This window comes from Pseudarthrobacter xylosi (assembly GCF_055412765.1).
Window position 1 is genome coordinate 296565 of the sequence record NZ_JBVAYT010000004.1, and the last position, 20083, is coordinate 316647.

21 protein-coding genes are annotated in these 20083 nt (G+C 66.3%); 13 read left to right on the plus strand and 8 right to left on the minus strand.

Features of this window, described 5'->3' with window-relative positions:
* Positions 1-4 precede the first annotated feature (4 nt).
* Together ACZY1F_RS11460 and ACZY1F_RS11465 are read left to right on the plus strand one after the other, a co-directional pair.
* A complete protein-coding gene (locus ACZY1F_RS11460) occupies positions 5-820 on the plus strand; it encodes a thiazole synthase (protein WP_463941796.1) in 816 nt (271 codons plus the stop codon).
* 75 nt (positions 821-895) lie between these two features.
* Entirely contained in the window at positions 896-1222 is a 327-nt protein-coding gene (locus tag ACZY1F_RS11465; RefSeq protein WP_463941797.1) for a 4a-hydroxytetrahydrobiopterin dehydratase, read from the plus strand.
* A 66-nt stretch (positions 1223-1288) separates the two neighbouring features.
* Here ACZY1F_RS11465 and ACZY1F_RS11470 read toward each other — a convergent pair whose 3' ends face one another.
* The 3 genes from ACZY1F_RS11470 to ACZY1F_RS11480 are packed head-to-tail and all read right to left on the minus strand — an operon-like array spanning position 1289 to position 2585.
* Entirely contained in the window at positions 1289-1591 is a 303-nt protein-coding gene (locus ACZY1F_RS11470; RefSeq protein WP_463941798.1) for a hypothetical protein, read from the minus strand.
* 53 nt (positions 1592-1644) lie between these two features.
* Positions 1645-1869: a DUF3107 domain-containing protein gene (locus tag ACZY1F_RS11475; protein WP_463941799.1), complete on the minus strand. Its 225-nt coding sequence runs from the start codon at positions 1867-1869 to the stop codon at positions 1645-1647.
* Positions 1870-1919: 50 nt separating this feature from the next.
* On the minus strand, positions 1920-2585 hold the full coding sequence (locus ACZY1F_RS11480) for a TetR/AcrR family transcriptional regulator (protein ID WP_463941800.1): 666 nt from the start codon (positions 2583-2585) through the stop codon (positions 1920-1922).
* An 84-nt stretch (positions 2586-2669) separates the two neighbouring features.
* Here ACZY1F_RS11480 and moeB point away from each other — a divergent pair, with 84 nt between their 5' ends.
* Positions 2670-3869 (plus strand): molybdopterin-synthase adenylyltransferase MoeB, encoded by a 1200-nt coding sequence (gene moeB, locus ACZY1F_RS11485; protein WP_463941801.1) that lies wholly within the window; start codon positions 2670-2672, stop codon positions 3867-3869.
* A gap of 150 nt (positions 3870-4019) precedes the next feature.
* Here moeB and ACZY1F_RS11490 read toward each other — a convergent pair whose 3' ends face one another.
* A complete protein-coding gene (locus tag ACZY1F_RS11490) occupies positions 4020-5333 on the minus strand; it encodes a glutamyl-tRNA reductase (RefSeq protein ID WP_463941802.1) in 1314 nt (437 codons plus the stop codon).
* Positions 5334-5491: 158 nt separating this feature from the next.
* Between ACZY1F_RS11490 and hemE the strand changes: the two genes are divergently transcribed.
* The 10 genes from hemE (at position 5492) to hemL (ending at position 16440) form a co-directional block, all read left to right on the plus strand.
* Positions 5492-6610, plus strand: a complete 1119-nt coding sequence (gene hemE, locus ACZY1F_RS11495; protein ID WP_463941803.1) for a uroporphyrinogen decarboxylase — start codon at positions 5492-5494, stop codon at positions 6608-6610.
* Between the two features lie 4 nt (positions 6611-6614).
* Entirely contained in the window at positions 6615-8057 is a 1443-nt protein-coding gene (hemG, locus tag ACZY1F_RS11500; RefSeq protein ID WP_463941804.1) for a protoporphyrinogen oxidase, read from the plus strand.
* Between the two features lie 100 nt (positions 8058-8157).
* Positions 8158-8961 (plus strand): hypothetical protein, encoded by an 804-nt coding sequence (locus tag ACZY1F_RS11505; protein WP_463941805.1) that lies wholly within the window; start codon positions 8158-8160, stop codon positions 8959-8961.
* Between the two features lie 120 nt (positions 8962-9081).
* Positions 9082-9783: a hydrogen peroxide-dependent heme synthase gene (gene hemQ, locus ACZY1F_RS11510; protein ID WP_463941806.1), complete on the plus strand. Its 702-nt coding sequence runs from the start codon at positions 9082-9084 to the stop codon at positions 9781-9783.
* Positions 9780-11045, plus strand: a complete 1266-nt coding sequence (locus ACZY1F_RS11515) for a ferrochelatase (RefSeq protein ID WP_463941807.1) — start codon at positions 9780-9782, stop codon at positions 11043-11045. The genes hemQ and ACZY1F_RS11515 overlap by 4 nt, the downstream gene beginning before the upstream one ends.
* The gene (gene hemC, locus ACZY1F_RS11520) at positions 11042-12025 is read left to right on the plus strand and encodes a hydroxymethylbilane synthase (RefSeq protein ID WP_463941808.1); all 984 of its coding nucleotides are present in this window, start codon (positions 11042-11044) and stop codon (positions 12023-12025) included. The genes ACZY1F_RS11515 and hemC overlap by 4 nt, the downstream gene beginning before the upstream one ends.
* The gene (locus ACZY1F_RS11525) at positions 12012-12902 is read left to right on the plus strand and encodes a uroporphyrinogen-III synthase (RefSeq protein ID WP_463941809.1); all 891 of its coding nucleotides are present in this window, start codon (positions 12012-12014) and stop codon (positions 12900-12902) included. Before hemC ends, ACZY1F_RS11525 begins: the two co-directional genes overlap by 14 nt.
* Positions 12899-13879: a porphobilinogen synthase gene (gene hemB, locus ACZY1F_RS11530; RefSeq protein ID WP_463941810.1), complete on the plus strand. Its 981-nt coding sequence runs from the start codon at positions 12899-12901 to the stop codon at positions 13877-13879. Before ACZY1F_RS11525 ends, hemB begins: the two co-directional genes overlap by 4 nt.
* A gap of 43 nt (positions 13880-13922) precedes the next feature.
* Positions 13923-15041, plus strand: coding sequence for an LLM class flavin-dependent oxidoreductase (locus ACZY1F_RS11535; protein WP_463941811.1), 1119 nt, complete (start codon positions 13923-13925; stop codon positions 15039-15041).
* A gap of 79 nt (positions 15042-15120) precedes the next feature.
* On the plus strand, positions 15121-16440 hold the full coding sequence (hemL, locus tag ACZY1F_RS11540; RefSeq protein ID WP_463941812.1) for a glutamate-1-semialdehyde 2,1-aminomutase: 1320 nt from the start codon (positions 15121-15123) through the stop codon (positions 16438-16440).
* A 114-nt stretch (positions 16441-16554) separates the two neighbouring features.
* Here hemL and ACZY1F_RS11545 read toward each other — a convergent pair whose 3' ends face one another.
* From ACZY1F_RS11545 to ACZY1F_RS11560, 4 genes are all read right to left on the minus strand, one after another.
* On the minus strand, positions 16555-17292 hold the full coding sequence (locus ACZY1F_RS11545) for an amino acid ABC transporter ATP-binding protein (protein WP_463941813.1): 738 nt from the start codon (positions 17290-17292) through the stop codon (positions 16555-16557).
* The gene (locus ACZY1F_RS11550; protein ID WP_463941814.1) at positions 17289-18053 is read right to left on the minus strand and encodes an amino acid ABC transporter permease; all 765 of its coding nucleotides are present in this window, start codon (positions 18051-18053) and stop codon (positions 17289-17291) included. The genes ACZY1F_RS11545 and ACZY1F_RS11550 overlap by 4 nt, the downstream gene beginning before the upstream one ends.
* A gap of 17 nt (positions 18054-18070) precedes the next feature.
* On the minus strand, positions 18071-19006 hold the full coding sequence (locus ACZY1F_RS11555) for an ABC transporter substrate-binding protein (RefSeq protein ID WP_463941815.1): 936 nt from the start codon (positions 19004-19006) through the stop codon (positions 18071-18073).
* Positions 19007-19312: 306 nt separating this feature from the next.
* Positions 19313-20020, minus strand: coding sequence for a 3'-5' exonuclease (locus ACZY1F_RS11560; RefSeq protein WP_463941816.1), 708 nt, complete (start codon positions 20018-20020; stop codon positions 19313-19315).
* Positions 20021-20083 lie beyond the last annotated feature (63 nt).

Below are 20083 nucleotides of genomic sequence, written 5' to 3' on the forward strand. Positions count from 1 at the left end.
CACCATGACAGTAACCAGCAACATCAGCACACAGAACCCGCCGGAGGCCGCCGACAGGCTGGTGATCGACGGCGTCGAGCTCGGCTCCCGCCTCATCATGGGCACCGGGGGAGCCCCTAGCCTGGACGGGCTGGGCGCTGCCCTGCTGGCGTCCGGAACCGAACTGACCACGGTGGCCATGCGGCGCTATTCGCCGGCCGAATCAGGGTCCCTTTTCCAGCTTCTGGTGGACCACGGGATCCGGATCCTGCCCAACACCGCAGGCTGCTTCACCGCCCGGGACGCGGTCATGACGGCGGAACTCGCCCGCGAAGCGCTGGAAACCGACTGGCTCAAGCTGGAAGTCATCGCCGACGAACAGACCCTGCTGCCGGACGCCGTGGAGCTGGTGGACGCCACGGAACAGCTGGTAAACCGGGGCTTCAAAGTGTTCGCCTACACCAACGATGACCCGGTCCTGGCCCTGCGGCTGGAAAACCTGGGTGCCACCGCGGTTATGCCGCTCGGAGCGCCCATCGGCACCGGCCTGGGAATCCTGAATCCGCACAACATCGAACTGATCGTCTCGCGCGCCTCGGTGCCCGTGGTGCTGGACGCCGGCATCGGCACGGCGTCCGACGCCGCACTGGCCATGGAGCTTGGCTGTGACGCCGTGCTGCTGGCCACAGCGGTCACGCGTGCGCAGAACCCGGCACTCATGGGGGAGGCCTTCAAACACGCCGTCATCGCCGGTAGGCTGGCGAAAGCGGCCGGTAGGATTCCGCGCCGCGAGCACGCTTTGGCGTCATCAGCCATGGAAGGCCGGGCAGAGTTTCTCTAGGCCGTTTCATCCAGGCCGGCCGGACCCGTCGACCAACGCCGCGGCGGTCTCACCAGACGAGCCAAGGAGGCCGCCATGGCCGGCAAGCACGACACACTCACGCGCGAGCGGATCGAGGCCGTCCTCGCCGCGCTGCCCGACTGGCGGTACCGGCTGGGCGGGTTCGTGGCTGTCTATAAGACGCCGACGGCGGCCGCCGCACTGGAGCTGATTGCCGCCGTCGGACGCCTGGCCGAAGAACAGAACCACCACCCGGACTTGGAATGGCGCTACAACAAGGTCCATCTCCGCTATACGTCCCACGACGCCGGCGGGGAGGCCACCGAGCGGGATGCCAAAGCTGCGGCGGCCGTAAGTGCTGCTGCCGCCCGGCTCGGTGCCACTGCCCAGCCGGCGAGTTAGACCGCCGGGTAACAGAACGGCGACCACCACCCTGCTGGGTGGTGGTCGCCGTTTTTAAGAAATTGCCTACAGCTTGAGCGCTTGCGTCAGCCGCTGCGTGTCGTGGCCTTCGCGGGTCCGCCCGAGGTAAACGACCGTTCCAACGGCAGCGACGGTGCCCAACGCCATGGGCACGACCCAGGGAATCCACGTCAGGCCCGGTTGGTAGCCAAACCCTGCCGCGATGAAAATGATCCAGCTGACCGCACCCACCACAACGGCAACCCCTGCGGGCAACCCCGTCCCATACCGGGTGTGGCGCTTGTCATTGGCCCAGACAACAAAGCCTGCGGCCACTGAGACCAGGACAACGATGGTCAGCGAAAGCATGAATCTCCTCGGAAAGCAGCGGCCAACCGCCAGGGCGGCTGGCCGCGGACGTGCTAGAACTGGCCGAAACCGACCTTGCGGGCCTCTTCGGCGCCGATTTCCACGTAGCCCAGGGCATTGCCGGGAACGATGATGATGCGTCCCTTGTCGTCCTTGAGGCGGAGGTCGGTGCCCTTGTTGATGGCTTCTTCAACGACTGTCGCTACAGTGTCAGCATCCTGAGCCGATTCCAGGACGATTTCGCGGCCAATGTTCTGAATGCCGATCTTAATTTCCAACAGGGGGCCTCCCAGCCAATCAAAGTTTCTTGGGTTCTCTTATTTGTAGTCTAGGACTCTTTGGGGAAGCGAGAGATTCCGCGCCAAGCTAAACGGTAAATGAGGTCGCTGGCCACATCCAGGTCCAGGTTCCCGTCCGTTTCAAGCCAATAACGCGCGCTGACCTGGGCCATTCCTGCCAGGCCGCGTCCCAGAAGCTGTGCCTCCAGGTGCGGCAGTTTGGTGTCCTCGGCAATGACACGCGCCACGGCGTCCGCAAACGTCTTGTTGAACGTCTCGAGGCGTGAACTGACATCGGGATCATTGATGAGGTCTGATTCGAAGACCAGGCGGTGCGCTTGGTCGTCGCTGGCGATGAAGCGGTAGTAGGCGCGCATCACCGCCTGGACACGTTCGTCATTGTCGGTAGTGGAGCTCAAAGCACCGAGCATCAGGTCGGTCAGGGACGCTAGATGGCTGTCCAGCAGGGCAAGATACAGCTCCCGTTTGGACGGGAAGTGCTGGTACAGCACCGGTTTGCTGACATGGGCCGTTTCGGCGATTTCATCCATGGCAGCGCCGTGGTAGCCGTTGGCGACAAAAACCTCCTGCGCCGCAGCCAGAAGCTGCGCCCGGCGCTCATCCCGGGGAAGCCGTGCGGACCGCTGGCCCGCAGCCCGTTGGGGTGCAGCCGGTTCGCCGCCGGACGCCCGGTCAGCCCGTGCTTCATGGACCACAGTTGCCCTACTTTCGCTTGCCGTTACCTACACAATACTGCGCGGTAATATGACCGGGCGGCATCTCGGGGCATACATTGAAGTATGGCTTCGACTTTGACCGCAAATGATTCCTCTGTCTCGCTTAAACCGCTCGTGGAGCCTGCCGGCGAGCTGACGCCGGCCGAGGTGGAACGCTACTCGAGGCATCTCATCATCCCCGAAATCGGAGCGGTGGGGCAGCGGCGGCTGAAAAACGCCAAGGTGCTGGTCATCGGTGCCGGGGGACTCGGGTCACCGGCCCTGCTCTACCTGGCTGCAGCGGGTGTGGGAACCCTGGGAATCATCGACGACGACGACGTAGACCTCAGCAACCTCCAGCGCCAGGTGATCCACGGCGTCGCCGACGTAGGACGGCCCAAGATCCAATCTGCGCGGGACGCCATCGCGGCCCTGAACCCGCTGGTGGACGTCCGGCTGCACAATGTCCGGCTGGATGCCTCCAACGCGCTGGAGCTGTTCGCGGACTACGACCTGATCCTGGACGGGGCGGACAACTTCGCCACCCGCTACCTGGTCAATGATGCCGCGGCCATCCTCGGCAAGCCCTACGTGTGGGGATCGATCTTCCGCTTCGACGGCCAGGTCAGTGTGTTCTGGGAAAAGCACGGACCCACCTACCGGGACCTCTACCCCGAGGCCCCGCCGGCCGGATCCGTGCCCTCCTGCGGCGAGGGAGGCGTCTTCGGCATGCTCTGCGCTGCTGTGGGGTCACTTATGGTGACCGAGGCAGTCAAGCTGATCACCGGCGTCGGGCGTTCACTCCTTGGCCGGGTGGCACTGTTTGATGCGCTGGGCGGCAGCTGGCGCGAGATCCGCGTGTCCAAGGACCCTGCAGCGGAACCCATCACGGAACTGACGGACTACGAAGCCTTCTGCGGCATCACTCCTGCCGTCTCCGCAGACACGGAGCACACCGTGACGGCAACCCAGCTGGCCACCATGCTCGCGTCCCGGAAGGCAGGCCTGAAGGACTTCGAGCTGGTGGACGTCAGGGAAACCGGCGAACACGAGATCGTGAGCATTGACGGCTCGGTGCTGATCCCGCAGGGCAGGATCCTCGCAGGGGAGGCCTGGGCGGAACTCCCGCAGGACAAGGACATTGTGTTCCACTGCAAGGCCGGCACCCGGTCGGCCAACGTGCTGGAGGCTGCGCGGAAGGCCGGCTACCAGCGCGTCAGCCATCTCGACGGCGGAATCCTGGCCTGGGTGCGCGACGTGGAGCCGCAGAAGCCGGTCTACTGACGATACGAACGCTCTCTCACCTTTGGGCCCTAAATCAACAACGCTCTCTCACTACCTTGAAGGTAGTGAGAGAGCGCTGTTGAGAAACCTGCTATACGTGAGAGAGCGTTGTTGAGAAACCTGCTATAGGTGAGAGAGCGTTGTTGGGGGTCAGGCGGTTTCGAGGCCCCGGTGGTCCACAGGGCACTCCGCCTGCGCTGCGGTGGCCGGCTGCTCCACGGTGATGCCGTAGAGGGTTTCGAGCGCCGACACGTAGTCGTCCTGCTGGCCGTTGGCGGCCAGCTCACGGGCACGGACGGTGGGCACGTGCAGCAGCTGCTTGACCATCCGGCGGAGGGCGAACTCCACTTCCTCGGCGGCGGCCGTGCAACCGTGGCGGGCCCGGACGCGTTCCATTTCCGCGTCCAGGACGTTCATGGTGTGCCGGCGGAGCGCCACGATGGCGGAATCCACCGAGCGGGCTTCACGTTCCTGCTCGAAGGCCCGGGCTGCGCCGGACACAATGCCGCTGGCCTGAGTGAGGGACTCGGCCTGTTCCTGGGGTGCCGCCAAACGCACGGATTCCAGCGTGAGCAGCTCAACGCCGTCGAGCTGGCCGACTTCCGGGTCAAAATCATGGGTGAGGGCAAGGTCAATCGCGATCAGCGGCTGAGGAGAGTCCGCGCGGATCTCGGCAAGTTCGCCGGCCTCGACCCGGGTGTCGGAGCCGCTGCAGCCGATCATAACGTCGGCCGCCGCCACGGCTACCGGCAGGGAATCGCTGTCCAGCGATGTTCCGCCGCGGGTGGCGACGAACGCTTCGGCGCGGCCCGAGGAGGAGAACACGGAGATGTCGGAGCAGCCCCTTTCGCGGAGCAGCGCCATGGTGGCGCCGGCGTAGGCGCCAGTGCCGAACACCACCACCTTCTTCGCTGACCAGTCGGGGCTCTCGGAAAGATCGGTGGCCAGATCCAATGCCACTGAAACGATGGACAGGCCACGGGAACCGAGGGCGGTCTGCGCGCCCACGTCCTTGGCCGTCTTGGAGGCGGCCTGGAAGAGGCGGACCAGTCCGGAGCTGGCCGTGCCTTCCTGCTGGGCAGTGATGAGTGCGCGGCGGACCTGGCCTGCGATTTCACGTTCACCCACCACGGCGGAGTCCAGTCCGGAGCTGACGGCGAACAGGTGCTGGCTGACTTCAGGGCCTGTGCGTGTGCTGAAAGAGCGGGACACGAGCTGTTCGTTGAGGCCGCTGAGGCCGCTTATCTCGGACACAAGAGCCGCGCGAGCAGCCTCAACATCGTCAGCGTGGGGCGCTTCGCCATAGATTTCGTAGCGGTTGCAGGTGGCAAGGACAATGGCACCCGTCACTGCCGGCGATCCGGAGAGTGCGGATGTTGCGATACCGGAAGCACCGTTGCTCAGTTGAGCAACGGTCTCAAGGTCGATGTCGGCGTGTGTAGCCACCAATGAAAAAAGAACCACAGCAGATCAATCATAGCTTTTTCGTTGCCCGGTAGAACAACCCGGCAAACAGCCATGGGCGCCGAAGGGCCGTGTTTCCTGCCACGGCGCGGCCGGGGCGGCCGCAGGTGACAGGCTGTCGTTATCTTTTAGGGCCGATTTTGGGCACAATCAAAGGCATGACTTCCAGCTCCGCCGTGTCCAAAGCCGTGTCCAGTGCCTTGTCTAACGACAGCGCGCTGGCCGCCGGCCATCCGCTGATGGACGGCCGCACCGCAGATTCGCCGCTCATCACCGCCTACCGTGGCGGCAAGCCGTCGCGGCGTCCGGTGTGGTTCATGCGCCAGGCCGGGCGCTCGCTGCCGGAATACCTGAAGGTGCGCGAAGGCGTGGCCATGCTTGATTCCTGCCTTCGGCCCGAGCTCGCAGCTGAAATCACGCTGCAACCTGTCCGGCGCCATGACGTGGACGCTGCCATATTCTTCTCCGACATCGTCATTCCGCTCAAGCTCGCCGGCGTCGGCGTGGACATTGTGCCGGGCGTGGGCCCCGTGCTGGACAAGCCGGTGCGCACGGCTGCCGACGTTGCCGCCCTGCCCCAGCTGACCTGGGAAGCACTGGAACCGATCCGCGAAGCCGTGCGGCTGACCGTCGCCGAGCTGGGCAAAACCCCGCTGATCGGCTTCGCCGGTGCCCCGTTCACCCTTGCCGCCTACATGGTTGAGGGCAAACCCTCCCGTGACCATCTGGGCCCGCGCACCATGATGCACGCGGACCCGGAAACCTGGACGGCGCTGGCCAACTGGGCCGCCGACGCCTCCGGGATGTTCCTCCGCGCCCAGCTGGAAGCCGGCGCCTCCGCCGGACAGCTCTTTGACTCCTGGGCAGGATCACTGGGCCTGGCCGACTACACCAAGTTCGTGGCACCGGCTTCGGCCCGCGCGCTGGACCACGTCCGCCACCTCGGCGCGCCGCTGATCCATTTTGGTACCGGAACCTCCGAACTCCTCGTTGCCATGCGCGACGTCGGTGTGGACGTAGTGGGCGTGGACTACCGCCTTCCGCTGGATGAGGCCAACCGGCGCCTGGGCGGAACGGTTCCGCTGCAGGGAAACATCGACCCCGCGCTGCTGTCCGCGCCGTGGGACGTGCTGGAAGCCCATGTGCGTGCGGTCATTGCGGCCGGAGCCTCTGCGCCCGGCCACGTGCTCAACCTCGGCCACGGGGTGCCGCCCGAAACCGATCCGACGGTCCTGACCCGGGTTGTCGAACTGATCCACTCCATTTCCCCGGAGTAGGACCGTGGGCAGCTCCTTGACGCCGAACCAGGCCGCCCTCGTCCTGGGCGGCGGCGTCTCAGGCCTGCTGGCCGCACGGGAGCTGGCAGCTGCCGGACTCACGGTGACCGTCCTGGAAGCCACAGCATCCTGGGGCGGCTGCGTGGGCAGCCACGTGGTGGCCGGGCTCACCCTCGACAGCGGCGCGGAGTCCTTCGCCACACGCTCCGCCGCTGTGGCGGACCTTGCTGCTGAACTTGGACTCGGCGCCAATATTGTGGCGCCCCGCCCGGGCGGTGCCTGGGTGCAGCTTCCGGAGGGCCCGCGCGAACTGCCCAAGACGGGAGTTTTGGGCATTCCCGCCAATCCCTGGGACCCGGAGGTCAGGCGGTCCTTGGGATTTTTGGGCTCGCTCCGGGCGTCCCTGGATAAGTACCTGCCGGCATCGATCGGCGCATCCGCGGACGTCACCAGCGTCGCGGCCTTGGTGCGGGCACGGATGGGCCGCCGTGTGTTGGAACGCCTCGTGGCCCCGGTGGTGGGCGGCGTGCACTCCGCGGACCCCGGCCTCCTGGACGTGGATATGGTGGCCCCCGGCCTTCGGGCCGGAATCCGCGAACACGGTTCCCTCGCAGCCGCGGTGGCCGCCCAGCGGCGCGGCTCCACCCAGCCGTCCGTCGCGAAGGCGGGTTCCGCCGTCGCCGGCCTGGAAGGCGGGATGCACACCCTGGTGGTGGCCCTGCTCAGCGATCTCCGCGGCCGTGGGGTCACCCTGATAGGTGGAACAGCCGCGGACGCCGTCGAACGGACGGCGGACGGGTGGCGGGTCACCGCCGGTGACGCAACGTACGACGGCGGCCTGCTGGTGGTGGCGCTGCCAGGCCCGGCAGCCGTGGGGCTGCTTCAGGGGGCCGTACCCGCTCTCGCCGGCAGGAGTCCGGAAAGCGGCCCGGACGTCAGGCTGGTCACCCTGGTGGTGGACGTGCCCGAACTTGACCGCCGGCCGCGGGGCACCGGGATCCTGGTAGCCCCCCAGACCCCGGGCGTCCAGGCAAAAGCCCTTACGCATGCAACCGCGAAGTGGGATTGGCTGGCCGCCGCGGCCGGTCCCGGAACACACGTGCTCCGGCTCTCCTACGGCCGGCGGGAAGCCTCGGAAACCGCGACCCCGAAAAACGGCGGCTCCGCCCCGGCCGCCGACACTGAACTCCTGGCTGCTGCCTTACGTGACGCTTCGGCCCTGCTGGACGTCCCGGTGCAGGGGACCGACGTGGTTGGCTGGGATGTTGTCAGGTGGCAAGGCGCCCTGCCGTTCGCGGCCGTGGGACACAAAGCCCGGGTAGCCGAGGTCAGGAAGCTCTGCGCCGCAGAGCCCGGCCTTGGCATTGTGGGCGGATGGGTGGCCGGGAACGGACTCGCCGCCGTGGTGGCCGATACCCAGAAAGAAATTCGCAGCCTGCTCAGCTGACCATCGCCCCTGTTCAGTGGAATATGGGCCTCGAAGGGCCGCTTCGGGGTGCACTTTCCGGTTTTTCATCCGCCCCCTGATGTGGCTAGGGTCGATAACTATGGTTATTTACAGGTCCGATTTTTCCCGTTCCCGGACCAGTATCCATGGGGGAATCCGGCGTGGCGCTGCAGCGGCCGGCGTCGGAGTGGTACTGGTCCTGTCCGCCGGCGTGTCGGCATCCCAGGCGGCCGATGACAGTGCTGATCCCACCGCCTCTGCCGAGGTCGTAGCGGACGGCGACCTCGCCGGGGTTACTGGCCTGCTGAATGGCCTCCTAGGCGGTTCCGGCGGACAGGCCAAAGCCTCGCCCCAACCTACTCCCGCGCCCTCAGGCTCTCCCACTCCGACGTCCACGGCTACACCGTCTCCCGCACCTACGTCCACGGCGCCCACGTCAATTGCGCCGACGTCAACTGCGCCGACGTCGTCCGCTCCAACGACGTCTGCCGGCCCAGTGCCCCAGGGCCCAACTCCGCAGGGCCCAACTCCGCAGGGCACGATGCCGCAGAGCCCAGGATCGCCGTCCAGCGTTCCGTCGCCGATCAGCACTTCCCCGGATGCCGCCGGTTCGCCGGCGGGCACGCAGCCGATCGGACAGCCCGGTGCGCCCGCCGACGGGACGCAAGAGGACGGCCAGGATGGCGACCCCACTGCGGACCAGCCCGCGGGCTCCCACAGCGCCAACGCCACGCCTGTTTCGGGACCGGGGCGCCACGGAAACGCACCTGCCAGCCGGGACAATATCGCATCGGCCACGGCAGCAGCTGCGGCGGCGGAACCCGCAAAGGTCTGGCTTGGTGTGGGACTGGTGGGGTCTGCCGGGGCCGCGGGACTCCTTTTTGCCCGGATCCGCAAGATCTGACCACTGAGGCGGATCGGCTCAAGACCCGCACTGGGCCGAAGCTGTGACTTTAAGCACTTCTACGTCTTGTAGAAGTCGCCGGTTTCGACTTGGCGGTAGGGAAGGGGCAAACTGGTAACCATGAGCCACACTTCTGCCGAATCTGTCACTAAAACCGAAGAATCAGCCGAGCAGTTCTTCACTCTCTGGACTGTCTTCAAGCGGTCTGAAGAACTGGTACGCAGCGCTGACGCTGCCGCCGATTTCGATGCCCTGCTGGTCCGCCTGGCCGAGGCCGGAGTGACGCACCGCGGCAGCTACGACGTTTCCGCTATGCGCGCCGACGCCGATGTCATGGTGTGGCTGCACGGCCCGAAGCCCGAAGCGCTGCAGCAGGCCATCCGCGACATCCGCCGCAGCACCCTTTTCGCCGGAACCGAGATTGTCTGGTCCGCCATGGGTGTCCACCGGGAAGCCGAATTCGCCAAGAACCACACCCCGGCTTATTCACGTGGTGTGGCCCCAGCCGAATGGCTCTGCGTCTACCCGTTCGTGCGTTCCTATGAGTGGTACATCCTCCCCGACGACGAGCGCGGCAAGATGCTGCGCGACCACGGCCTGCTGGGCCGGGAATTCCCGCAGGTCATCTCCAACACGGTATCCTCCTTCGCCCTGGGCGACTGGGAGTGGATCCTGGGCCTGGAAGCCCCCGAGCTGGTGGACCTCGTGGACCTCATGCGCCACCTCCGCGCTACCGAAGCACGCAACCACGTACGGGAGGAAATCCCGTTCTACACCGGCCGCCGCATCACCGCTGTAGAGGTCGCTGAGGTCCTCGCATGACCAAGCCTGAGCCCGCGGCGGGCGCCGTATTCACCGGAATCAACCCCGTTACCGAAGCCGGCCGGATGGCGCCCAAAAACTATGACGGCGTCCTGCTGGCCTCCTTCGGCGGGCCCGAGGGCCAGGACGACGTTATCCCGTTCCTGCGCAATGTCACCCGCGGCCGCGGCATCCCGGACGAACGGCTCGAAGAGGTGTCCCACCACTACCGGGCCAACGGCGGCATCAGCCCCATTAACCAGCAAAACCGCGAGCTCAAGGCTGCCCTAGAGGCGGAGCTCTCGGCCCGCGGCATTGAGCTTCCGGTGCTGTGGGGCAACCGCAACTGGGACCCCTACATTCCGCAGACCCTGCAGAACGCGTACGACGCCGGCCACCGCAAACTGCTGATGGTCACCACGAGTGCCTACTCCTGTTACTCCAGCTGCCGCCAGTACCGCGAGGACATCGGCATCGCCCTGACGGAGTCCGGGCTGGACGGCCGGCTTGAGGTGGACAAGGTCCGGCAGTACTTCGACCACCCGGGATTTGTGGAGCCCTTCATTGAAGGAACCGCCGCCGGGCTGGCGGATGTGCGGGCGCAGCTTGCGGCCGCCGGAACACCAGACGCCCCCGTGCATATCCTTTTTGCCACGCACTCCATCCCCACCCGGGATGCCGAGGCCGCCGGACGGTCCGGGGACGAGCCGCGCGAGTTCGAGGAAGGTTCCGCGTACGTGGCCCAGCACCTGGCCACCGGCACAGCTGTCATCAGCCGTGTGGAGGCCGAGTCGGGCCTGACCGCGCCCTGGTCCCTCGTCTACCAATCCCGCTCGGGTGCGCCCCACGTGCCGTGGCTGGAGCCGGACATCAATGATGCCATCGCCGACCTGGCGGATCAGGGCATCAAAGGCATCGTCATCGTCCCGCTGGGCTTCGTCAGCGACCACATGGAAGTTGTCTGGGACCTGGACACCGAAGCCCTGGAAACCTGCCGCAACCTTGGCCTGGCCGCTACGCGTGTACCCACGCCCGGCACGCACCGGAAATTTGTGAACGGCCTGGTTGACCTCATCTCCGAACGGACGCGCGCCAACAACATCGGCGACCGGCCCGCCGTGACCGGGCTGGGCCCCTGGTACGACGTCTGCCGGCCGGGATGCTGCGCCAATTTCCGCGGCGAGAAGCCCACCATCGCCGGAGCCGACACCACCGTCGGCACCGGACATGACGCATACCCGGCCGCATCAGCGGGCGCTGCCGGGGGAGAAGGAACCCCGTGACAGTACGGATCGGAACCAGGGCCAGCAAGCTCGCCCTGACCCAGACGCAGCAGACGGCGGACCAGCTGGCTGCCGTCGGAGGCTTCCCCGTGGAGCTGGTGCACGTCACCACCGAGGGCGACGTCAAGACAGGATCACTGTCCCAGATGGGCGGCACCGGGGTGTTTGTCGCCGCCTTGCGCGATGCCCTGTTGCAGGACACCTGCGATGTCGCCGTGCACTCGCTCAAGGACCTCCCGACGGGCGCGGCGTTGGGCCTCACTATCGCCGCAACACCCAAGCGCGCCGATGTGCGGGATGTTCTGTGCGCACGCGACGGCCTCAAGCTGGCTGACCTGCCGCAGGGCGCCACGGTGGGCACCGGCTCGCCGCGCCGAGCCGCCCAGCTGCGGGCCGCCCGGCCTGACCTGGACGTGCAGGACATCCGCGGCAACGTTGATACCCGTCTGGGCCGAGTACCCGGTCTGCCCGGAAACGCGGCAGACGCACCAGGGGACCTCGACGCCGTCGTGCTGGCCGCAGCCGGCCTGGAACGCATCGGCCGCCTGGATGCCGTCAGTGAATTCTTCGAGATGGACGTGATGCTGCCGGCCCCGGGACAGGGTTCGCTGGCCATCGAATGCCGGAGCGCCGACGCCCCCCGCAAGGCAGGTTCCACCGAAGGGTCGCACGGTGTTTTGGCGCAGGCCCTGGCAGCGCTCAACGATGAGGACACGCGCCTTGCCGTGACCGCGGAGCGTGCCGTGCTGGCCCGCCTCGAGGCCGGCTGCGCCGCCCCGGTGGGTGCCTTCGCCTACCGCAAAGGCAGCATCCTGTACCTCGAAGCCGCCGTCTGCGCCGTGGACGGCACCAGGACGGTGCGCGAAAAGAAGGCTACGGACGGTCTCACCGAAGTTGGGGCCACACTGCTGGGCATCGAGGTGGCCGAGCTCCTGCTGGCCGCCGGCGCCGCGGAGATCGCGGACCTTGCCGCATCCTGATGCACCGGCAGGCACGCATCTGGCCGCCGCTCTGGGTGGCCGGCGAGTCCTGATCACCAGGAGCGCCGACCGTGCCGGCCCGCTGGCCGCGCTGCTCGGCAGCCTGGGGGCCGAACCGCTGGTCCTGCCGCTCATCGACTTTGAACGGGCCGCCGACCAGCCGGCCTTGGATGCGGCCTTGGCTGCCCTGGCGGCCGGTGGCTTCGACTGGCTGGTGGTCAGTAGCATCACCACCGTGCGTGTGCTCGTGGAAAAGGCGGCCGAGCGGGGCACCACGGCGGCTGTACTGGTGCCGGCGGGAACGCGTGTGGCCACGATCGGGCCATCCTCCCGGCGGATCCTCGAAGCCGCAGGAATCCCCGTGGCACTCGCCCCGGTGGACAGCCAGTCCGCCGAAGGGCTCGTGGACCTCTGGACCGCCGCCCCGGCCCGCGTGCTGTTGCCACAGGCTGACATCGCCGCGCCGGCACTGCGCGACGGCCTGACAGCCAAGGGGGCCGACGTCACCGCAGTCGTGGCCTACCACACCGTGGATTACCCGGCCCGGCCCCAACTCCGCCTGCAGGCGGAGCTGCCGTCCGCCGTCGGGGTCTCCCACCCCGGCGCTCCCCGTGAGCTCAGTCAGTCGCAGACCCGCAGGGAGCTCGACGCCGGCATGCTGGACGCCGTCGTGGCCGCCTCGCCGAGCGCCGCGCGGCGCATCGCCGCGACCTTGTTGCCGCTGGGCCGCTGCCGTTTCGTCGCCATCGGACGCCCGACGGCGGCGGAAGCTGCTGCCCTGGGCATCCCGGTGGCTGCCACGGCCGAAGTCCCCACCCCGGACGGCATAGTGGCCGCCCTGGGTACCGTATTTGCCAACGAAGGGAACACCCGATGAGCTTTCCGAACCACCGCCCGCGCCGCCTCCGCACCACGCCCGCTCTTCGCCGGCTCACCGCCGAATACCGGCTTGCGCCGGCGGACCTGATCCTGCCTGCGTTCATCCGTGAAGGCCTCAGCGAGCCGTTGCCCATTTCCTCCATGCCCGGTGTTGTGCAGCACACCACCGATTCGCTCAAGCGTGCCGCCGCGGAAGCCGTCGAGCTTGGCGTGGGCGGCATTATGCTGTTTGGCGTTCCCGCCGTGCGAGATGCCCGTGGCACCGCGTCCCTGGACCCGGACGGCGTGCTCAACAAGGCCATCCGCGACGTCCGCGCCGAGGTGGGCGATGACCTGGTCATCATGGGCGATGTCTGCCTGGACGAATTCACCGACCACGGCCACTGCGGCGTCCTGGATGCCGCTGGTTACGTGGACAACGACGCCACGCTGGAAATCTACGCCCAGATGGCCGTGGCCCAGGCCGATGCGGGCGCCCATGTCCTGGGGCCCTCCGGCATGATGGACGGCCAGATCGCCGTCATTCGCCAGGCCCTCGAGGAATCCGGCCATAAGAACACCGTCATCCTGGCCTACGCGGCCAAATACGCCTCCGCCTTCTACGGCCCCTTCCGTGAAGCCGTGGATTCGCAGCTCAAGGGAGACCGACGCACCTACCAGATGGACGCCGCCAACCGCCGCGAAGCCATCCTGGAGGTGGAACTGGACCTTGAGGAAGGCGCAGACATGGTCATGGTGAAGCCGGCCATGAGCTACCTGGACATCCTGGCCGACGTCGCCGCCATGAGCCCTGTGCCCGTCTCGGCCTACCAGATCTCGGGTGAGTACTCGATGATCGAGGCCGCCGCGGCCCACGGCTGGATCGACCGTCGGGGGGCCATCACGGAGTCCATCCTCGGCATCAAACGGGCCGGCGCCAACACTGTGCTGACCTACTGGGCCGCCGAAGTAGCAGGCTGGCTGAAGGAATCCTGACGCGGCAGGGAATGTTTCCGGATGTTCCGTGGTTTGTATGCGTATGCATGAAAATAGCGAGCCTTCCGTGACCACTCCGTCAACCCCTGGCAACCCCACTGCCCCCGTCCCCGCGGACACCATCCTGCTGGGCGTCAGCACATTCGGCGACGTTGATCTGGCTGCCGATGGCGCACCCAAGCACCACGCCGAGGTGCTGCGCCAGGTGGTGGAACAGGCCAAGGTGGCCGACGCCGTCGGACTTCACTCCTTCGGCGTAGGGGAGCACCACCGCAGGGACTTCGCCGTCAGCGCGCCGGACGTGGTGCTGGCAGCCATCGCCACGGCCACGGAAAACATCCGGCTCGGCAGTGCGGTTACAGTCCTGAGCTCGGACGATCCCATCCGCGTTTTCCAGCGCTTCGCCACACTCGACGCCGTTTCCAACGGCCGCGCCGAAGTGATCCTGGGCAGGGGTTCATTCACGGAGTCCTTCCCGCTCTTTGGCTACGACCTGGGCGACTACGACGCCCTCTTCGAGGAGAAGCTGGACATCTATGACCGCGTTCGGTCCCAGAACCCGGTGAACTGGGACGGCCGCACCCGGGCGTCGCTTCGGGGCCAGATGGTGTACCCGCATGTGGAAGGCCGACTGCTTCCCACCTGGATCGGCGTGGGCGGCTCACCCCAGTCCGTGGTCCGCACGGCAACCTACGGCTACCCGATGGTCCTGGCGATCATCGGCGGCGAGCCCGAGCGCTTCCGTCCCTACGCCGATCTGTACCGCCGCACGCTGGCCGAAGCCGGCAAGGAACCGCAGGCCCTGTCCGTTCACTCGCCCGGCTATGTGGCAGAGTCTGACGAGCAGGCCCTTGAGGAGTACTACCCGCATTGGCTCGCCACCCGGAACAAGATCGGGGCGGAGCGCGGCTGGGGACCGGCCGGGCGCGGCGAGTACGAAGCTGCGGCGGCCGAGGACGGTGCCCTGTTTATTGGTTCGCCGGAAACGGTGGCGGCGAAGGTAGCCCGGCTCAAGCGCACCCTCGGGGCGGACCGCTTCGAGATGAAGTACAGCAGCGGTACGCTGCCCCACGAGCAGATGATGCGTTCCATCGAGCTGTTCGGTTCCAAGGTGGCGCCTCTCGTTGCGGATAAGCTCGCGGACATGCTCGCGGACCGCTGAGCCAGGCGGCCACTGTATCCGGCGTCCCGCCAGTAGCGTGGCGCCGGATACCACCGCACGGGATGGAAGAATAGGGGGCATGACTCGTTCCGAAGACCTTTTCGCCCGTGCCCAGACCCTGATGCCCGGTGGCGTCAACTCGCCCGTCCGTGCCTTCGGTTCGGTGGGCGGAACCCCGCGGTTCATGGTGTCGGCCAAGGGCCCATACCTGACAGATGCCGACGGCAAAGAATACGTGGACTTGGTCTGCTCCTGGGGCCCGGCACTGCTGGGGCACGCCCACCCGGCCGTTCTGGAGGCTGTCCACGCGGCGGTTGACCGCGGCCTCTCTTTCGGCGCGTCCACTCCGGACGAAGCCAACCTGGCAGCCATCGTGCAGGAGCGCGTCCCCGCCGCCGAACGCGTCCGCATGGTCTCCACCGGGACCGAGGCCACCATGACGGCAGTCCGGCTGGCCCGAGGCTTCACCGGCCGTAACCTCATCATCAAGTTCGCCGGCTGCTACCACGGACACCTGGACGGACTGCTCGCCGCCGCAGGATCGGGTGTCGCCACCCTGGCACTGCCGGGCTCGGCCGGCGTCACCGAAGCCACGGCCGCCGAAACGCTGGTCCTGCCCTACAACGACCTCGCCGCCGTCGAAGCCGCTTTTGCTGCGCACGGGCCCAACATCGCGGCCGTCATTACCGAAGCCGCACCCGCCAACATGGGCGTGGTGACACCGGGGGAGGGCTTCAACCTGGGGCTGTCCCGCATCACCCGCGAGTACGGCGCCCTGCTGATTCTGGACGAAGTGCTCACCGGCTTCCGCACCGGCTACTCAGGCTACTGGGGGCTCACCGGCGGCGCTGCTGACGCAGCGGACCCGTGGACCCCTGACCTGCTCACCTTCGGGAAGGTCATCGGCGGTGGAATGCCGACGGCGGCCCTCGGCGGGCGTGCCGACGTGATGGACTACCTCGCGCCGCTCGGCCCGGTGTACCAGGCGGGCACGCTCTCCGGGAACCCTGTGGCCATGGCAGCCGGCGTAGCCACACTGACGCACGCCACCCGCGACGTCTACTCGTTTGTGGATGCCCGCTCGCTGGAGCTCTCCTCGGCGCTGTCCGCGGCCCTGGACAGTGCCGGCGTGGACCACTCCGTCCAGTTCGCCGGAAACCTCTTCTCCGTGGCGTTCGGCACGTCCGCGAACGGCGTTCACAACTATGCCGACGCCCAGGCCCAGGAATCCTTCCGGTACGCGCCGTTCTTCCACTCCATGCTTGATTCCGGCGTTTACCTGCCGCCGTCGGTCTTCGAAGCCTGGTTCCTCTCGGCCGCCCACGACGACGCCGCGATGAACCGGATCTTTGACGCTCTCCCGGCCGCCGCAAAGGCCGCCGCAGCCGCACAAGGTTAGTCGCGGCGTCGGGCATCAACAACGGCTTCAGCAAGAAAATCCCCGTCTCCCGGACAAATCCCACACCAGGTGTGGGGGGAATGTTCGGGAGGCGGGGATTTGCTGTTGGTGCGTCTAGAGCACGTCCGAAAGGAAGCCCTTCAGGCGGTCCGTCGCGGGCGAGGTGAAGATCTGCTCGGGCGGACCCGATTCGACCACCACGCCGGCATCCATGAACGTGACGGTGTCCGAGACGTTGCGGGAGAAGCCCATTTCGTGGGTCACCACCACCATGGTCATGCCGCCCTTGGCGAGGTCGGTCATCAGCGCCAGGACTCCCTTCACCAGCTCCGGGTCAAGGGCCGAGGTGGCCTCGTCAAAGAACATCACCTCAGGCTTCATGGCCAGCGCGCGGGCGATCGCTACGCGTTGCTGCTGGCCGCCCGAGAGGTTTGCCGGACGGGCATCAGCTTTGTGCTTGAGGCCCACCAGGTCCAGCTGCTCCAGGGCTTCGGCGCGCGCCTGCTCGTTGGAGAGCTTCCGGAGCTTGCGGAGCGCGAGCGAGACGTTGTCCAACACGGTCTTGTGTGGGAACAGGTTGAACTGCTGGAACACCATGCCGATCCGCTGGCGCAGCTCGTCCGGGTTGTCCTTAAGGACCGACCGGCCATCGAGCAGGATGTCGCCCTGGTCCGGTTCGATCAGCCGGTTCATGACCCGCAGGAGCGTTGACTTTCCGGAGCCGGACGGGCCAATGACCGAGGCCGTGGTGCCCTTCTCAACGTGGAGGTCGATGCCGCGGAGCACATGGTTATGCCCGAACGAAAGGTGCAGGTTCTTGCCGGTCAGGGTGCCGGAAGTAAATTCCGTCATGCCTGTGCCCCCTTGCCGATAGGTGCCGCCAGCTCGTCCGGTTCCTTCTTCTCCGGCCGGCCGGTACGAAGCCGGTTGTCGATGAAGTTCACGAAGTGGGTCAGCGGCACAGTCAGGATCAGATACAGAACGCCGGCGGCCACCAGCGGCGAAAGGTTCCCCGTGTTGGCCATCGCATCGTTACCGATCCGGAAGATCTCGCGGTCGGAGGCAGCCAGGCCCAGCACGAACACCAGGCTTGAATCCTTCAGCAGCGAAATGAACTGGTTCACCAGGGCCGGCAGCACACGGCGGATGCCTTGTGGCACCACCACCAGGCGCATCGACTTGCCGTAGCTGAACCCCAGGGCACGCGAGGCCTCCAGCTGGCCTTTCTCCACGCTCTGGATACCGGAGCGGAAGATCTCACCGATGTAGGCGCCGGCGATCAGTGTCAGCGCCAGGATCCCGAGCGGATACGGGTTCCGGCTACCGGTGAGTTCCCGGGCGATGGGGCTCAGTCCGATGCCGATCACCAGAATGACTAGGATGGCGGGCAGGCCCCGGAACAGGTCGGTGTAGATCCTCGCGGCCCAGCGGGCCGCCGGATTCCGGGAAATGCCCATGAGTGCGAGCAACAGCCCCAGCAAGGAGCCCAGGACGCCCGATGCCAGAGCCAGGATCAGGGTGTTGGGCAAGCCCACCGTGAGAAGGGAGGGCATGACTTTCGCCATTTCCTCCCAGTTAAGGAACGTTTCACCCAGCTGGTCCAAGAGATCCATAAGCGCTTAGGCCCAGATCAGCTCTGGGGAGCCGGAGCAGCCTTGCTGCCCGGCTTCCAGTCGGCAGGGGTCTCGCGGTCCGGGTACCATTCCTTGGTCAGCTTGGACCAGGTACCGTCAGCAATCACGGCGTCAAGGCCGGAGTTCAAAGCGTCGATCAGGGCCTTGTTGTCCTTGTTCACGGCGTAGGCGGTGAAGTTCTGGGTGTTGACCACGGATTCGGCGATGACAGTTCCGTCGCCTTCCTTCACCTGGCCGGTGGCCTGCTGCGAGGGTGCTACCCAGGCATCGATCTGGCCGTTGCGCACGTTGGCGTACACGGTGGCGTAGTCCGGGAATCGGACCGGCTCAAGCTTCAGGGTGTTGGTGACGTAGTCGTCCTGGACCGTGCCCTGGACGACGCCGATGCGGACATCGGCATCCAGGTTTGCGAAACCCTTGACGTCGCTGTCTGTCTTGGCAACGACAGCCATAAAGCCGAAGTCGTAGCCGTTGGTGAAGCCCACGTTGGCGCGGCGGGCGTCAGTGGTGGAAATCGAGGACGATCCCACATCGAACTGTTTGGTCTGCACCTGGGCGAGCAGCGCCGAGAAGTCGGTGGCAACGAATTCAACCTCGAGGCCGAGCTTGCCGGCAACGGCGCGCAGCAGCTCGTTGTCGTAACCGGTGAACTTGCCGGCCGGGTCGATGAAGATGTTCGGCGGCGCGTCGGAGAGTGTGCCAACTTCAAGCTTGCCTTCAGTGTTGAGGCCCAGCTTGGTCTTGTCGATCTTGTCCAACGGCGTGACGTCGGCGGTGGTGTACTTGTCCAGCGTCTGCTGGTCGCTGCCGGCGAGGGCATCGGTGGGCGTGCCGCTCGGCTGGGCAGTCCCCGAGCCGCAGGCGGCCAGCGAGACAGCAAGGGCAACCGCGACGGGAACGCTGGTCAGCCACTTCATGGCTTTGGTCTTCATGAGAAAGTCACTTTCATCAGAGTCATAAATTCAACCGGGCCTGAGGCTGCGCGTGTGGCGTCTGGCGCCTTGCTCCCAACTGCCGGCCGGCCGGGGCGGGATTACCGCTGAACTTAATCATCTCATTTCCGGCTTTCAGGGCTTTCGGACGAATAAAGACTCGACCATTGCTGCTTTTTTCCGAACTAATGGATGACCGAAACTCTTCCTGAACATCTGATGAATGAATGCTGCCTTTGCGGCCGAATCCGAGTGTTCCTGCGGTGGCAGTCCGCGGTTCCGGCCTAATTGTGAGTTAGCTCTCAGCTAGAATTCACTGCTGGCATCTTCGGGTGGAAGGACGGGCCATTCCCCTTCGATCACGGCGGCGGGCTTGGTCTTGCGCAAGTAGTTCTGGAAGTCCGCCGCTTGGCTGACGGCCCAGTCCTTTTGCAGTTCGTGAAGCTGGCTGGCCGGCATCTTGAGCTTCGGAAACTTGATGGCCATGGCGTCCAACATCCGGAGCGTGGCCAAAGCATCCGCGGCCGACGTATGGGCGTTGTCCAGCGTGATGCCGTACTCCTCGCACAGGGCCGTCAAAGTGCGCTTACCCTTGCGGTACCGGTCCACCTGCTTGTTCATGATGAATGGGTCCAGGACGGGGAACCGGCTCAACTGCCGGACGCCGTACCGGGCGGACTCAGCGGCCAGGACGGTGAAATCGTAGCTGGCGTTGAAGGCAATGACCGGAATGCCGGCGTCAAACAGGTCCTGCAGGACCGTAGCCAGCTCCCCGGTGACTTCATGGGCCGGCCGTCCCTCACTCCGGGCCTGCTCCGTGGTGACGCCGTGGATATCGCTGGCCTCGGTGGGGATTTCGACGCCGGGATCGGCCAGCCATTCGTGTTCGGTGATGACGTCCCCCTTGTGGTCCACCACGGTGACCGACGCCGTGACGATGCGCGCGGCACGCGAATTCCGTCCGGTGGTTTCGAGATCGAAGGCTGCGCGGGGGAGGGTGTTCCAGGAGGTCATGCTTCCACGCTACCGGCCAGGACCGACAGGACCCGCCAACGCCACTGCCGGTAACCTTGATGT

What these genes read in the sequence shown, in the direction of transcription:
- ACZY1F_RS11460 (WP_463941796.1), top strand. Translation starts at nt 5, where the DNA reads ATGACAGTAACCAGCAACATCAGCACACAGAACCCGCCGGAGGCCGCC.
- ACZY1F_RS11465 (WP_463941797.1), top strand. Translation starts at nt 896, where the DNA reads ATGGCCGGCAAGCACGACACACTCACGCGCGAGCGGATCGAGGCCGTC.
- ACZY1F_RS11470 (WP_463941798.1), bottom strand. Translation starts at nt 1,591, where the DNA reads ATGCTTTCGCTGACCATCGTTGTCCTGGTCTCAGTGGCCGCAGGCTTT.
- moeB (WP_463941801.1), top strand. Translation starts at nt 2,670, where the DNA reads ATGGCTTCGACTTTGACCGCAAATGATTCCTCTGTCTCGCTTAAACCG.
- hemE (WP_463941803.1), top strand. Translation starts at nt 5,492, where the DNA reads ATGACTTCCAGCTCCGCCGTGTCCAAAGCCGTGTCCAGTGCCTTGTCT.
- ACZY1F_RS11505 (WP_463941805.1), top strand. Translation starts at nt 8,158, where the DNA reads ATGGTTATTTACAGGTCCGATTTTTCCCGTTCCCGGACCAGTATCCAT.
- hemQ (WP_463941806.1), top strand. Translation starts at nt 9,082, where the DNA reads ATGAGCCACACTTCTGCCGAATCTGTCACTAAAACCGAAGAATCAGCC.
- ACZY1F_RS11515 (WP_463941807.1), top strand. Translation starts at nt 9,780, where the DNA reads ATGACCAAGCCTGAGCCCGCGGCGGGCGCCGTATTCACCGGAATCAAC.
- hemB (WP_463941810.1), top strand. Translation starts at nt 12,899, where the DNA reads ATGAGCTTTCCGAACCACCGCCCGCGCCGCCTCCGCACCACGCCCGCT.
- ACZY1F_RS11535 (WP_463941811.1), top strand. Translation starts at nt 13,923, where the DNA reads ATGCATGAAAATAGCGAGCCTTCCGTGACCACTCCGTCAACCCCTGGC.
- hemL (WP_463941812.1), top strand. Translation starts at nt 15,121, where the DNA reads ATGACTCGTTCCGAAGACCTTTTCGCCCGTGCCCAGACCCTGATGCCC.
- ACZY1F_RS11545 (WP_463941813.1), bottom strand. Translation starts at nt 17,292, where the DNA reads ATGACGGAATTTACTTCCGGCACCCTGACCGGCAAGAACCTGCACCTT.
- ACZY1F_RS11550 (WP_463941814.1), bottom strand. Translation starts at nt 18,053, where the DNA reads ATGGATCTCTTGGACCAGCTGGGTGAAACGTTCCTTAACTGGGAGGAA.
- ACZY1F_RS11555 (WP_463941815.1), bottom strand. Translation starts at nt 19,006, where the DNA reads ATGAAGACCAAAGCCATGAAGTGGCTGACCAGCGTTCCCGTCGCGGTT.
- ACZY1F_RS11560 (WP_463941816.1), bottom strand. Translation starts at nt 20,020, where the DNA reads ATGACCTCCTGGAACACCCTCCCCCGCGCAGCCTTCGATCTCGAAACC.